This window comes from Enterococcus sp. DIV1315a (genome assembly GCF_051712325.1).
Taxonomy (GTDB): domain Bacteria; phylum Bacillota; class Bacilli; order Lactobacillales; family Enterococcaceae; genus Enterococcus; species Enterococcus faecalis.
In genome coordinates this window covers 2,097,663-2,112,115 of sequence record NZ_JBIOOS010000001.1, presented here as the reverse complement: position 1 = coordinate 2,112,115, position 14,453 = coordinate 2,097,663, and the positions used below count along the sequence as shown (strand labels likewise).

Annotated in this window: 12 protein-coding genes; 7 read left to right on the top strand and 5 right to left on the bottom strand. The window is 37.7% G+C overall.

From position 1 onward, the window contains the following. Positions 1 to 11 precede the first annotated feature (11 nt). The 3 genes from IGJ03_RS09985 to IGJ03_RS09975 all read right to left on the bottom strand — a co-directional run bounded on the left by IGJ03_RS09985 (position 12) and on the right by IGJ03_RS09975 (position 2,883). On the bottom strand, positions 12 to 851 hold the full coding sequence (locus IGJ03_RS09985) for an NUDIX domain-containing protein (RefSeq protein WP_002384084.1): 840 nt from the start codon (positions 849 to 851) through the stop codon (positions 12 to 14). 144 nt (positions 852 to 995) lie between these two features. Continuing rightward, positions 996 to 2,183: a toxic anion resistance protein gene (locus IGJ03_RS09980; RefSeq protein WP_002356447.1), complete on the bottom strand. Its 1,188-nt coding sequence runs from the start codon at positions 2,181 to 2,183 to the stop codon at positions 996 to 998. A 19-nt stretch (positions 2,184 to 2,202) separates the two neighbouring features. Next, positions 2,203 to 2,883, bottom strand: a complete 681-nt coding sequence (locus IGJ03_RS09975; protein ID WP_002356448.1) for a 5-bromo-4-chloroindolyl phosphate hydrolysis family protein — start codon at positions 2,881 to 2,883, stop codon at positions 2,203 to 2,205. Between the two features lie 403 nt (positions 2,884 to 3,286). Here IGJ03_RS09975 and IGJ03_RS09970 point away from each other — a divergent pair, with 403 nt between their 5' ends. From IGJ03_RS09970 to IGJ03_RS09960, 3 genes are read left to right on the top strand one after another with little or no spacing between them, the layout of a single operon-like run. Then, entirely contained in the window at positions 3,287 to 3,871 is a 585-nt protein-coding gene (locus tag IGJ03_RS09970) for an NUDIX hydrolase (RefSeq protein WP_002356449.1), read from the top strand. Next, the gene (gene macP, locus IGJ03_RS09965; RefSeq protein WP_002356451.1) at positions 3,868 to 4,164 is read left to right on the top strand and encodes a cell wall synthase accessory phosphoprotein MacP; all 297 of its coding nucleotides are present in this window, start codon (positions 3,868 to 3,870) and stop codon (positions 4,162 to 4,164) included. The genes IGJ03_RS09970 and macP overlap by 4 nt, the downstream gene beginning before the upstream one ends. Positions 4,165 to 4,179: 15 nt before the next feature. Beyond that, positions 4,180 to 4,875, top strand: a complete 696-nt coding sequence (locus tag IGJ03_RS09960) for a 5'-methylthioadenosine/adenosylhomocysteine nucleosidase (protein WP_002356454.1) — start codon at positions 4,180 to 4,182, stop codon at positions 4,873 to 4,875. 66 nt (positions 4,876 to 4,941) lie between these two features. Here the strand turns inward: IGJ03_RS09960 and IGJ03_RS09955 are convergent, their stop codons facing one another. Continuing rightward, a complete protein-coding gene (locus IGJ03_RS09955; protein ID WP_142956531.1) occupies positions 4,942 to 5,208 on the bottom strand; it encodes a GIY-YIG nuclease family protein in 267 nt (88 codons plus the stop codon). Continuing rightward, a complete protein-coding gene (locus IGJ03_RS09950) occupies positions 5,198 to 5,932 on the bottom strand; it encodes a tRNA1(Val) (adenine(37)-N6)-methyltransferase (RefSeq protein WP_002356457.1) in 735 nt (244 codons plus the stop codon). Before IGJ03_RS09950 ends, IGJ03_RS09955 begins: the two co-directional genes overlap by 11 nt. A gap of 188 nt (positions 5,933 to 6,120) precedes the next feature. Here IGJ03_RS09950 and IGJ03_RS09945 point away from each other — a divergent pair, with 188 nt between their 5' ends. From IGJ03_RS09945 to IGJ03_RS09930, 4 genes are read left to right on the top strand one after another with little or no spacing between them, the layout of a single operon-like run. Beyond that, positions 6,121 to 6,747: a lysophospholipid acyltransferase family protein gene (locus tag IGJ03_RS09945; protein WP_002356461.1), complete on the top strand. Its 627-nt coding sequence runs from the start codon at positions 6,121 to 6,123 to the stop codon at positions 6,745 to 6,747. A gap of 51 nt (positions 6,748 to 6,798) precedes the next feature. After that, the gene (locus IGJ03_RS09940; RefSeq protein ID WP_174121671.1) at positions 6,799 to 8,067 is read left to right on the top strand and encodes an exonuclease SbcCD subunit D; all 1,269 of its coding nucleotides are present in this window, start codon (positions 6,799 to 6,801) and stop codon (positions 8,065 to 8,067) included. Positions 8,068 to 8,071: 4 nt separating this feature from the next. Continuing rightward, a complete protein-coding gene (locus IGJ03_RS09935) occupies positions 8,072 to 11,209 on the top strand; it encodes an AAA family ATPase (protein WP_282897076.1) in 3,138 nt (1,045 codons plus the stop codon). Between the two features lie 19 nt (positions 11,210 to 11,228). Further along, complete coding sequence (locus IGJ03_RS09930; RefSeq protein ID WP_375804573.1) at positions 11,229 to 14,426, top strand: SNF2 helicase associated domain-containing protein; 3,198 nt, start codon at positions 11,229 to 11,231, stop codon at positions 14,424 to 14,426. Positions 14,427 to 14,453: the final 27 nt, after the last annotated feature.

The following is a 14,453-nucleotide window of genomic DNA, read 5'->3' as shown; positions in this document are numbered from 1 at the left end:
ATTCCCTCCTCTTAGAAACCTGTTGTTGTTTTCAATTGGTAAATTTTTGAAGGGCGGCCAATGCCAACGGGACGTTCACCTAACTCTTCAAAATATTGTGTCATGGCTTTTTTAAAATTTGAATGGTCAATGCTACGATAATCAACGCCGAGGAACTTCGCAAAAACTTTACGGGCTTCCGTAATGGTGAAATCTTTTCCTAAGACTTGAAGCACTTGCGGTTCATGTTCCATTTTATCAACAACACGATTAAACGCCTTAATTATAATTTCACTATGGTCGAAGGCTAATGTATCTTTACCAAGAGAGGCCGCTGTTTTCAAGTCTAAAGTAATTTCCACATCTTCATGAGATAACGTGATGTGTTGACCATGCCGTTCAAGATTGAACCAGTGGACTTCTTTGGCATCGTCGCCAGCAATTAAAGGTTCTTCACCAATAAAGGCTAAATAGCTGACTGTCACGACCCAACCACGAGGATCTCGATCTGGGCGACTAAAGCTGTGTAATTGTTCAATATTTTCTTGAGAAATCACCACACCAGTTTCCTCTTTTGTTTCTCTTAAAACACTATCTTCAGTAGATTCGTTACGATTAACAAAACCGCCAGGAAGCGCCCATGAGTTTCTAAAGGGGTGACCTTTACGTTGAATCAGTAAGACTTTTAATTGATCGGCTTCCTTGTTGTAACAAAGAAGAACCATATCAACGGTTAAAGAGGGTTTTTCATATTCAGGTAATTCTTGTTGATGATACCAAGTTAAAAACTCTGCTAAGCTGGCTTGGCGTTCATAATAATTTTTTTCTTCGGCTTTAGAAGCAAATTGTGGCACAATTGCTCCTCCTTTCAAAAAGAAACATGGTTTTCTTTTATTGTATCATTAAGTGGCTGAAATACAATATTCAAGCGTAAAAAGAAAAGCAAGCCTGGGACAAAAATCACTTTGGATTTTTGTCCCAGGCTTGTACTATAAGAAGTTTGTTCTAAACATTGATTATTGTGTTAATTCTAATAATTTATTTTTCAAATCTTCTTCCATATGGCCAAGTTCGATTTCGGCAGCTTGGCGTTTTTCTTTTCCTTCTTGTTGAATACGTAATGTTTCTTGGATAGTTTCAATTAAATCATTTTGTGTTTTTTGTAATGTTTCAATATCGACTAGGCCACGTTCGTTTTCTTTTGCTGTTTCAATTGCAGAAATTTTTAGCATTTCTGAATTTTTCTTCAGTAAGTCATTGGTGGTTTCAGAGACTTGACGTTGAGCAGTCACAGCATCTTTTTGACGGAGTAAGGTCAAGGCGATGACTACTTGGTTTTTCCATAACGGAATCGCTGTATTCACCGATGATTGAATTTTCTCAGCCAAAGCTTGGTTAGTATTTTGGATTAAACGAATTTGTGGGGCTTGTTGAATCGTAATTTGACGAGCCAAGCGTAAATCATGGGTTCTTTTTTCTAAACGGTCTAGGAATTGGTTATAATCATTAACAATTTGGACATCCATTTGATCCCCAGATTCTTCCGCTTTTTTCATGGCTTCAGGGATAATTTGCGTCCGTAGTTCTTCTGCTTTTAATTCCCCAGCGGCAATATAGATGTTTAAGGCATCAAAATAATCTTTATTTTTTTGATACAATTGATCTAACATGGCATTATCTTTTAAAAGACCATCTTTTTCATGGGTTAATTTGACAGCAATTTTGTCAATTTGCGCACCAATTTTTTGATATTTGGCGGTAATTTCGTAAACGGATTGTTTGACTTTACCTAACATTTTTTGAATAAAGTTGCCTTCGCCAGCACGTAATTCATTGGGATTGGCTTCATTTAAACGAAACATTAGATCGGTCAGTGAATCACCAACAGGACCAATGTCTTGTGCTTGAACGTGGTTTAACATCGCTTGCGAAAATTCGCCGAGTTTGATTTGGGCATTTGAACCATAGGTAATTACTGCTTGTGAATCTTGGACATCAATTTTTGAAGCTAATTCTTTTGCTTGGGCTTGACGTTCTTGTGGTAATTTATCAATTAAACGAGGAGCTGCTTGCTGTTCTTTTAACTCAGATAGTTCATTTTGTTGCGTTGGTGTTAGTTCATCCATTGATGAAAATGGATTACTTAATAAATCGTCCAATGTATTGGTTACAGATGTTGTTTCTTTGGGTTGTTGCTCAGTCATTTTTTTTCCTCCCTAATGATTATTGCTGGTCTTCGTTTACTTGAGGTGATTCCTCAGTTGCAGCTTTTTGTGACAAGCTGCTTTTAGCGATCGACATTTCGACATCTAAATCGTCTAAGTCATCGGAAACGATTTCCTCATAATCATTTTTAACTAATTTTGACAATTGGTCAATGATTTGTGCGCTTTCTTCTAATTTTTCATACGTTTGTTTGTTTTTTACTTCATGTTGTTCGATTTCTAAATGCTTACTTGTTAAGTCAACGATATTTGGTAAATGTGTATAGAGAAAGTGATTGGCTAAGTGTAACTTTTTAGGTTCTTTCACTAACTCTTTAAACAGAGCTTTAGAAACCTTCGTAGTATCATTACGTAAGTCAATCGCCCGTAATTTAGTTGAACGATTCATGTTTTCTTGTAATTGTATGATTTGTTTTTTGGCTGTGCTCATTGTACTTCTGAAAAAATCAATTTCTTGTGGAGATAACCCCAACTCACGATAATGGGCTTCTTTATCTTTTGTTAAGTAAGGCATTTGATCGCTCTTGTCGGCGGCATTTTTCTTTTTTCGATAGAGAACGAATACTAAAAAGCCTACCAGAATCACAAAAGCGAAGAAGCCATATTCTCTAGCGACAGCAATGATTAAGGCTCCTAAAAGAATATAGCCAATCAGTAATTTTGTATTTAATTTGTTCATTTATATAGTTCCTCCTATCTATCTAATCCTCGAAAGAGTCAGCTCTCGTTACAATAGTTATTTTAGCATACTCTGTGAGAGAAAAGACATACAGCGGAAGATGTATTTTATGATTTAGTGAAATCCTAAGAAAAAAAGTATAAAACGCAAAAAAAAGACCCGTCCTAATTGGGGGTAGGACGGGAAAGGAGTTAAAAATGAAAAAGTGTTTTGTTAGGGTTGTTTGTTGGTATGCTTAAATAATACAAGGAAGTTGTGAATTTTTTATGTCTATTTTTTTTCGAAAATGTAATTTTTTTCTAAAGCAATAAATTTTTTTCTTTGAAAAGGGTTTAACTAGAGAAGAAGGGGTGCGATTTTTATCATTTTAGGGTATGATAAACAAGAAAGGTTGGTGAAAGATATGTTAAATTATGAGGACTTCGAAGAAAAAACACTTCAACGTCGAGAAATTTTTAAAGGAAAGATTATTGATGTTTTTTTGGATGACGTGGCTTTACCGACAGGCGGCACTGCTAAACGCGAATTGGTTTTTCATTCAGGCGCAGTAGCTATGATTCCGTTAACCGCAGAAGGAAAAATCGTCTTAGTTAAACAATTTAGAAAACCCTTGGAACAAGTAATTTTAGAAATTCCGGCGGGAAAAATTGATCCTGGAGAAGAAAATCAACTGGAAACGACGGCTATGCGGGAATTGGAAGAAGAAACTGGGTATCGTGCAGGTCAGCTCACCTACATAAATTCAATGTATCTGTCACCAGGATTTGCTAATGAAAAATTGGCTCTCTATTTGGCAACGGATTTGCAGAAAGTCGAAAATCCGCGTCCTCAAGATGAAGATGAAATCTTGGAACTTTACGAGCTAACAATAGCTGAAGCCAAAGCAGAAGTGGCAAAAGGCACGATTTGTGATGCCAAAACACTTTTTGCTATACAATACTGGGAATTGTATTTACTGCAGAGACAGTTTAAGGAGGACACGCAATGAGCAAAGGTCCGTTAGTCACTCGGACAGAACTTCGCAAACGCAGAGAAGCAGAAGAAAAAGAAGCAGAACGTCGTCAGCAGGAAGAGCAGAAGCTGGCGGAAAAAGCGTATAAGCGAAAAGAAAAAGAAATTTCGACGTTTTATCGTAAAGAAAAGAAAAAACAAAAACCGATCAACAAGTCACGAGTAGGAGAATACTCGAAACGTCGAGAACGGAGTACTTGGTTAAACAAGGCAATTATTATTGTAGCGATTTTATTAGCCGTTGTGGCATATATCGTTTTGAATTTATAGAAAAGAGGAATCACTATGAAAATTGGAATTATTGGAGCAATGGATCAAGAGGTCAAAATTCTAAAAGAAAAATTGACAGACACGATGTCATGGGAACGAGCAGGCGCTTTATTTGTTTCTGGTTCGTTAGGAAGACACGAGGTGATTGTGGTTCGTTCAGGAATTGGTAAAGTGGCCTCAGCTGTGACCACGACTTTATTGATTCATCAATATGGCGTAAATATGGTGATTAATACAGGTTCTGCTGGTGGTATCGGTGAAGGACTAAAAGTCGGCGATTTAGTCATTGCAGACAAATTAGCTTACTTTGATGTTGATGTCACTGGTTTTGGTTATGCCTATGGACAATTGCCTGGTGGTGTGCCTTTGTATTTTGAAACAAGTGAATACTTGCGGATGGAAATTGCGAAAGCTGCTGAAAAAACTGGTTTAGCTATTCGTAAAGGATTGATTGTTACTGGAGATACTTTTGTGGATAGCGCTGAGAAAATCGCCAAAATTAAGAAAGAGTTTCCTGAAGCCTTAGCTTGCGAAATGGAAGGCGCAGCAATTGGCCAAGCCGCTTCACAGTTCAATATTCCATTCTTAGTTGTACGGGCAATGAGTGATACAGCAGATGGCGAAGCAACTCAAAGCTTTGACGAATTCATCGATGAAGCTGGGAAAAAATCAGCCGAAATGGTTATTCATTTTGTCGAGAACTTAGTTTAAAAAGAGAAAGAAACAGCCATCATTTCATCAATGAAATGAGGGCTGTTTCTTTTTGCTTGTTGTCATTTAATGAAAGGTTTTTAAATACTGTTCTTTTTGTTTACGCGTTAATTTTTTAAAGGCGGATTCGGCTTTGGTGGCCGCGCTACGTGTTTCAAATTTCTCTGTATGAATCATTTTGACTGGGCGGCGTTTGGCTAACCGTGTATATTTTGCACCAGTTCCGCTATTATGTTCGGTTAATCGACGTTCTGGCTCAGTTGTATAGCCACCGTAAAAGGAACCATCTTGGCAAAGTAAAACATAAAAATAATGGGATTTCTTATTCTCCATACAGCATAGCCTTCATTTCTGCTTCGTATTCGTTCTTTTCATTGTATGTAAAAAGAGGTGGTAACACACGAAAACCGTCTTTTTTGCCTTGCTTAATGCCTTCAATTAGTAAAACATTGGCTTCTTTGCCTGGCTTCGGATAAACAAACCGAGCTTTTTTCGGCGCAATATTGGCGTTTTCCATGGCATGTAAAATATCCAGGAAACGATCAGGTCGATGAACCATTGCGAGGCGACCATTTGTTTTTAATAAATCCGCCGACACAGTGACCACTTCTTGAAGAGACGTGTGAATTTCATGACGGGCAATCGCTAAATGCGGGTTTGGATTTTTTTGGCTAGTTGGTCGTTCTTTAAAGTATGGGGGGTTACATAGTACTAAATCGACAGAATCTTTTTTGATGACCTCTGTCGCTTGTTTTAAATCACGTTCATACATCGTTACTTGTTTTTCCAATTTATTTAATAGAATACTTCGTTGCCCCATATCTGCCAAACGAGGTTGTAATTCGATTTGGTCGATCTTTGCAGCTGTTTTCCGACTAACGAAGAGGCCGACCGCGCCATTGCCAGCACACAAATCGACAATCTTGCCTTTTTTTGGTAGTTGCGGAAAATTAGCCAATAAGACTGCATCAATGGAAAAAGAAAAGACTTCTTTGCTTTGAATAATTTGAATATCATCCGCATATAATTGATCAATTCGTTCGCCGGATAATAACATAGATTAAGAACCTCCAACTTTTCATCTGATTGTTCATGTATTATACTACTTTTAAACCCGTATGACAAAATCTGTTCCCTAGATTAGTGGGGACATGTTATTTCTCTGATTGATAGAAGTAAAAAAAGCTTGTCAAAAGGTAGAGCTTTCGGCATACTAGAAAGCGGAGAGAAGAAAGGAAGAAAATTATGTTTTTTACATTTATGCGTGGCGTGGTTCGCGTCATTTTATTTGTGATTAATGGAAATGCACATTATGAAAATAAAGAAAAATTACCAAAAGACCAAAACTATGTCTTAGTTGCGCCGCATCGAACATGGTGGGAACCGCTGTATTTAGCTGTTGCTGGCAGTCCTAAGAAGTTTAGCTTTATGGCAAAAAAAGAGTTGTTTAAAAATCCTGTTTTACGTTTCATTTTAAAACATGCGAATGCGTTTCCAGTGGATCGTGAGAAGCCCGGGCCCAGCGCGATAAAAACACCTGTCAAAATTTTAAAAAATTCTGATTTAAGTTTGATTATGTTCCCTAGTGGCACGCGTCATTCCTCAGAATTAAAAGGTGGGGTAGCCTTGATTGCTAAAATGGGGCGAGTACCTATCGTGCCATCTGTTTATCAAGGTCCGTTAACTTTAAAAGAGTTGTTTAAACGTAAAAAAGTAACGGTTCGTTTTGGGGAGCCAATCGATATTAGCGATATTAAAAAAATGGATAAAGACGGTTTAGCTGAAGTGGAACGTCGGATGCAAGAAGCATTTGATCAGTTAGATAAAGAAATTGATCCAACTTTTAAATATGAATCAACAGAAAAAGAATAAAACAAACCGCTACAGAATAGGTATGTTACTGGCAGGTAGTCTCATCAAAAGATGATGCTCCCTGTCTTTTTTCTTGCGTTAAGAAAAAAGTTTGTTAAAAATCTAATTCTTCTGTCCGATTTTCTTAAAAAATACCAGAAATTTGTTATAATAATAAGAAGGACTTTTTTAGGCGGTGAAAAAATGAAATTTTTACATACAGCAGATTGGCATATTGGCAAAAAATTACATGGTTTTGATTTATTGGCAGAACAAAGGGAAGCCTTTAAACAAATCTTAGCAATTGCGAAAGAAGAGCAAGTGGATGCTGTTGTGATCGCTGGAGATTTGTATGATCGCTCTGTTCCAGCGGTTGAAGCAGTCGAGATTTTTAATGAAATGATGATTCAAATGAATCTCAAAGAGCATTTCCCCGTGTTAGCTATTTCGGGAAACCATGATAGCAGCACTCGTTTAGAAACAGGAGGCCCTTGGTTTAACCAAACGCAATTTCATTTGAATACGCGTTTAGAACAAGCCTTTCAACCAATTGAAATCGCCAATACCCAATTTTATTTGTTGCCTTATTTTGAACCGATTGCGGCTCGCTTATATTTTGAAGATGAAACGATTCGAACGATTCAGGCGGCGATGGAAAAAGTTGTCGCGAAAATGCAAGAATCTTTTCTCCCCAACAAAAAACAAGTGTTAGTTAGTCATTTTTTTGTCGCTGGCAGTGAAAAAACTGATTCTGAAACAAAATTAACAGTGGGTGGTTTGGATGTTGTACCGACGGCTTTGTTAGAGCCTTTTGATTATGTCGCGTTGGGCCACTTACATGGAAAAAATGCGTTGCAGGCACCTAATGCTCGATACAGTGGCTCGCCTGTAAAATTTTCTTTATCAGAAATGACACAAGAAAAGGGTGTTTGGCTTGTTGAAACAGAAACTGAAGTTCATTTTCAATTCCGTGCTTTGAAACCATTGCGAGACATTCAACAATTGACGGGCTCGTTTCAGCAGTTAACGGATCCTGCTTTTTATCAAGAAGTGAATCGGGAAAATTATTTACATGTCCAATTAACCGACCGAGCGATCATTCCCAACATGATGAATCAATTGCGAAAAATTTACCCCAAAATTATTGGGCTGGAACGTTTGAATGGTCGAGAAACAAGCAACGGAAATCAGAAAAAAGTGGTACAAATAGAACAACGTTCACCAGAAGAACATCTGCATGACTTTTTTAACGATGTGACAGGAGAGGCCCTGACAGAACAACAAGCACAATGGGTCCAAGAAGAACTGAGTACACTTAATCAATTAGAAAGAGGGAAGTAACAGGATGAAACCATTATCTTTAACATTGAAAAACTTCGGACCGTATATTAATGAAACCATTGATTTTACGAAGTTTGAAGATTCTTCACTTTTTCTAATTAGTGGAAAAACAGGATCTGGGAAAACAACGATTTTTGATGGAATGAGCTATGCTTTGTTTGGTGAAAGTTCTGGAAAATTACGTTTAGGCAAAGAAATGCGTTCCACATTTGCTGACCCCTCAGAAGCCACTGAAGTTACTTTGCTTTTTAAACATAACGAGTATCTCTATGAACTGAACCGCCTTCCTGAACAAGAACTTTTTAAAAAACGTGGCACAGGAGTCCGTAAACAAAGTGCCAAAATTTCTTTAATTGTCAAAGATGCTCAAGGGAAAGAACTACGAGCCTATTCTAAAAGACGTGAAGTGGACGAACTCATTCAAGAATTATTACATTTGAATGCCAATCAATTTGCTCAAATTGTATTGTTACCACAAGGAGAGTTTCGGACTTTTTTAATTGCTAAAAGTGATGAAAAAGAAAAGGTTTTGCGTAATTTATTCGGAACAGAATTGTATCAGTTGTTCAGCGAAAATTTAAAAGAACGCTTAAAAATTGCCAATCAAGAGATTCAAGAAACCCAGCAAAAAATTGAACTGAAAACAGAACAGTTGCATTGGTCAGAAGAACCTGAACCGACAATGACACTTTTTGAAAAACTTCAATTATTAGAAAGCCAACAACAAGAGGCTCAGCAACAACTATTAGTTGAAAGAGAACAAATTACAACCTTAAAACAAGCCAAACAAGCAAAAGAGCAAGTTCGTTATGCTATTGAAGAACGACAAAACTTGCAACAGCAAAAAGAAGAATTACTGGAAAAGAAAACAAAACAAGCTGAACAGGAAACCGTCATTGAGCGGCTAAAGGAACAGATTCAGCAATTAAAATGGAGCCAAAAACAGCAATCTTTAGCTGAAAAAGTCTTTGAAAAACGAAGCGAAAAACAACAAAAAGAGCAAGAAACAAAGTCCAAACAACAAGCTCTTATGGAAACGCAACAAGCATTGACAGATTGGCAAGCAATCCTGAGTGAGTTGGAAGAACAACAACCATTAATTGCTGAAAAACAAGAACGTCTTCAAACGATTCAACGTCAATTACCACAATACCAAGAATATGAACAGTTAGCCCAACAACAAATAGCAGAACAAGCCAATTATCAAGCCATTCAAAAAGAGTATGAATCTTGCCAACAGGAAAAAATAACATTAGCGGATAAAGTGGCGACAGCCAAACAATTTATTGAACAAGAAGGAACACTTGAAAAAGCAAATTTTGAATGTTCTAGTGTAGCAGATCATTGGCAAAATTTTGTAGAACGTTGGCAAAAAAATCAAAAAGCTTGGCAAAAAATTAGTCAAAACCAAGTGGAATTGCACGAGTTGACACAACGGTTTGCTGTTGAACAGCAACAAAAAAGCGCCGAAGAAGCGAAGTTGCAGACAAAGAAAAGTCAATGGGCCTCTTTACAAATCCAACGATTAAGCTTGTTACTTGAAGAGGGGGAACCTTGCCCAGTTTGTGGCTCTTTAGAACATCCAAAGCAACAAACTCATCAAGAAGTTTCTTTAGAAGAGATTGATCAAGCGGAACGGGAATTAACGGAAGTTGAAAAAACGGTTCAACGATTTACTGAAACGCTCTCTGCATTAGGGGCGGAAAAGCAACAGAAAGAAAGCCAATTACAAGAACAGGAAGCTGCGTATACTGAGGAACAAGAACAATTAGCAGCGCAGTTTGCTGACTTGCAGTTGCCGTTAACAGGACTAACTTTTTCACAAGTAACACCTGCAGAAATTGCGGAAGTTGAGTCGCAATTAGCTAAAGAAAAACAACAAATAGCACAAAAACTAACGGAAATTTCAGTCGAAAAGGACCGTCTGGCGGAACTAGAAGAACAAGTAGCTGAAAATTCCCAACGCTTTGAAGTGCTCCGACAACAAGTAGAAACAATGCAACAAAGTCTGGAAAGAATCACTATCCAGCAGCAAATGATTGCTAGCCAATTATTGGATGCAACCGTCACATACGAAGAAATGACCAAACAACAAGCTTTGCTTCAAGAAGAACTCTCTGCATTTGAACGTCAAAAAGAAAACGTGACGACACAAGGAGAAACCTTGAAGAAAGAAGAAATGATCCTTGAAAGTACGCTGACGCATTTGGAGAAAGAACAACAAACACTTCAACAAACAGTCGCACAACTTGAGAGTCAGTTAAACGCAGTTTTAACGGAACAAGGAGTGACAGAGGACCAATTGACGGAGTGGTTGAAAGAGGTACCGACACTAGAAAGTCAGCAAGAACAAATTGCTTTATTTGAACAAGAGCAAACCCAACTGACTATCCAACTCGCTGAAATTGAGAAAAAATTATCTAGTGATACGTTCCCAGAATTATCTTTAATCACCACAGAAATTGAACAAATAACACAACAAATTGAAGAACAAGAAAAAAAATACTATCAACTGCATGAAAAAATGCTGAACAACCAACAGTTGGTTCAAGAAATTAATGCGCAAAGAACAACAATTGAAGACAAGTTTGAGGAAGTTGCTGCACTACAACAATTGGCAGATACGGTGAATGGCAATAATCCTAAAAAAATTAGTTTTGAACGGTATATGTTACAAACGTATTTAGAAAGAGTGCTGACAGTCGCTAATCAGCGTTTAGACCGCCTGACCAATAGTCGTTATCAATTTGAATTGAATCACGAAGCAGGTAGTTATCGGAATCAAACGGGGCTAGAAATCAATATTTATGATGACAATTCAGGGACGGTGCGCAGCGCTCACACGTTATCAGGCGGGGAAAGTTTTATAGCAGCGTTAGCTTTGGCACTTTCTTTAGCAGAAGTGATTCAAGAACAAGCAGGCGGAGTCTTAATTGATGCGTTGTTTATTGATGAAGGCTTTGGTTCCTTAGATGAAGAAGCATTGGAAATGGCAATGGAGGCGTTAGAAACGATTGAAAATGAAGGCCGCATGATTGGGATTATTAGTCATATTGGCGAATTAAAAGCACGAATTCCACAACAATTACAAATAAAAAGCAATGGGAATGGTCAAAGTACCGTTCACTATCAGCTAGCTTAGTAGAAGAGGAGGTGAGTCGATGAAATGGAGTATTCCAGAGCGAATCGTTGAACAAGGACGCGAATATATGCAAGAAGGCCGGGTCTTATCTATCGTTCAAAATCCAGAAAAAAGGATCTGGTTGTCTGAGGTTTTAGGGGAAGAACTTTATCTTGTTGAATTGGATGGTACCGCCAAAGAACAAGATGTTTGTGAATGTCAATATTGGATGGAACATGGCTATTGCAAGCATACAGTGGCAGTTGAACTGGCACTGAAACAACGAGGCGTGTCAAGAATTATTCAAGCGAATCAAACAGTCAGTTTTGAGAAAACAAATCGATCAACAGCTGAAATGTTTACCAAAGGCTTTGCCAAATTAAGCAAAGCTTTTGCCGAAGTTCCCTTGCAGCCTTTACGTTTAGAATTTCATTTAGATGTGATCGAAACGAATAATTACTATCCAGAATTATCAACGATTGGTCTTTCTTTAAAAATTGGTTTGGAAGGCACCAAACCTAAAACATATATTGTGAAAAATATTGGTGATTTTTTACAAGCATATGAAAAAGAAATGACCTTTATGGTGAATAAACAACACCAATTTACTTTGCTACATGATTCTTTTTCAATGGAGATTCAAGAAATTTTAACAGAACTTGCGGCAATTTATCATACCAGCCAATTATTAGGTGCAAACGGTATTCAAGTTAAAGGGAAAATCGACAAACGTTATCTATTATTACCAATTGATCGCAGTCAATCGTTAGTTGAAAAAATGAATCGAACGGGTCAGTTTATATTGACCAATCAAACTCATAAGTATCGCTATCTAACGTTCAAAGAAACCAGTTTGCCACTTACGTTTACAGTGCAAAAAACCGAGGAACAAAGCTTCAAATTAACTATTCAGAATCCTATTACAACGTTTCTAGCCCACTATCACTGGGCGATTGCGGATCAAACGGTTTATTTACTAACAGAAGAGCAGGAAGCCATCTACACCACGTTACTTCAATTAATGAAACGCTTGGAAGAGCCGTCCATTATTTATGAAAAAGAAACAGTTTCTGATTTATTTAGTGAAGTGTTACCATTATTGGAAAAAATTGGTCGAGTGTCTGTTGAAGAATCAGTTGAAGAATTAGTCGTCCATCATCCTTTAAAAGCAGTCTTTATTTTTAAGAAAATTAAAGGTCGGATTAATGCTCGAATTGACTATCACTATGGAGAAGTCATTTTCTCGACAAACCCGAAATATGCTCAATTACCTGAAGTCAATCAAGAAATCGTTCGAGATAAAGCAAAAGAAACAGCAATTAAGCAACAATTTCAACAGTTTGCCTATCAGCAAACAACCACAGGCTTTGAAAAAGTCTTACCTGCTGGGGAGTCCTTGTATTATTTCTTTAAAGCCGAGGTTCCAGCTTTCCGTCAATTAGGAGAAGTTCGGATGGGACGGAAATTACGGGAATTGTATTTAGATGCCCAGCATCATCAACCAACGATTGAAGTTGCGGAAGGGGATTCTTGGTTAGATATTCGGTTTGATGTCACTGGCATTGATGAAACCGAAATCGATGCAGTATTGACTAGTCTGCTACGTAATGATGCTTTTTATACGTTAAAAAGTGGTGAAATTCTTGCTTTTGACTCAGAGGAATTTTTCCATACAAGTGCAATTTTAACGAAGCTTCGAAAAAATATGCATCAAGAAGACAATGTCATTCATGTGCCCAAAAATCAAGGTCTCATGATCGAAAGTTTATTAGAAGACAACGAGCGGGCACATTTTTCAGATTCCTTTAAAAAAATGGTCACGGATTTAACGCATCCAGAAAACTTTGAAGCGCAAGTCCCCAAATCTTTACAAGCAACGTTACGCCATTACCAAGAAACAGGGTATAAATGGCTGAAAATGCTTAGCCATTATCAATTTGGCGGTATTTTAGCTGATGAAATGGGTTTAGGGAAGACACTGCAAACCATTACCTATTTACTTTCGGAAAAAGAAGAAGAGCGCTTGAAAGGGACAGCTTTGATTGTCGCACCTGCAAGTTTAACCTATAACTGGTTAGCCGAAGTCAAACGTTTTGCGCCAACCTTAAATGTTCAAGTGGTTTCTGGCAACCGTCAAGAACGAGCAGCGCTTTTACAAAATAGCACCGAAGATATTCTGATTACTTCTTATGCAAGTATGCGACAAGATGTTCAGCTTTATCAGGAAATACGTGTCGGCTATTTGATTTTAGATGAGGCCCAAATGGTTAAAAATAGTGGGACTAAAACGGCGCAAGCCTTAAAAAGTTTAAAAGTACCACAACGTTTTGCATTAAGTGGCACACCAATTGAAAATAATTTAGATGAACTGTGGTCAATTTTCCAAATGATCTTACCGGGATTGTTCCCAGGCAAAAAAGCCTTTCGAGAAATTAAGCCGGAAGAAATTGCCAAAATGATTCAACCATTCATTTTACGACGAGACAAGAAAACGGTGCTCGCAGACTTACCAGAAAAAATTGAAAATAATATGTACAGTGTCTTAACGGAAGAACAAAAAACGGTTTATTTGGCCTATCTAAAACAAATGCAAGCAGATGTCAGTCAAATGGATCAGGCGACCTTCAAGAAAAATCGCATGAGTATTTTAGCAGGCTTGACCCGTTTACGACAAATCTGTTGCGATCCGCGTTTGTTTATTGAGGATTACACGGGAGGTTCTGGCAAAGTGGAACAAGTCAAAGACTTTTTAGTGGCTGCCAAAGAAAACAATCGTCGTGTCCTATTATTTTCTCAGTTCACAAGTATGCTTTCTATCTTAGAAAAAGAATTGAATGAATTAGGTTTAGAGACGTTCTATTTACGAGGAAGTACGAAGCCTCAAGATCGGTTAACGATGGCGAATGCCTTCAATGAAGGAGAAAAAGATGTCTTCTTAATTTCATTGAAAGCAGGGGGAACCGGACTAAACTTGACTGGTGCAGATACAGTTATTTTATACGATTTATGGTGGAATCCCGCAGTCGAAGAACAAGCGGCTGGTCGGGCGCACCGCATGGGACAAAAAAAGGTTGTTGAAGTGTGGCGGATGATTGCAGAAGGAACGGTTGAAGAAAAAATGAATTCCTTACAGCAAGAAAAACGCGAGCTGTTCCAAAAAGTGATTCAAGGAAATGAAGAGCAATTAGCGAAAATGACGGAAGAAGATATTCGCACAATTTTAAGCATTGGGGAATAACCGTTCAACTTAGTTGCTATCTTATTT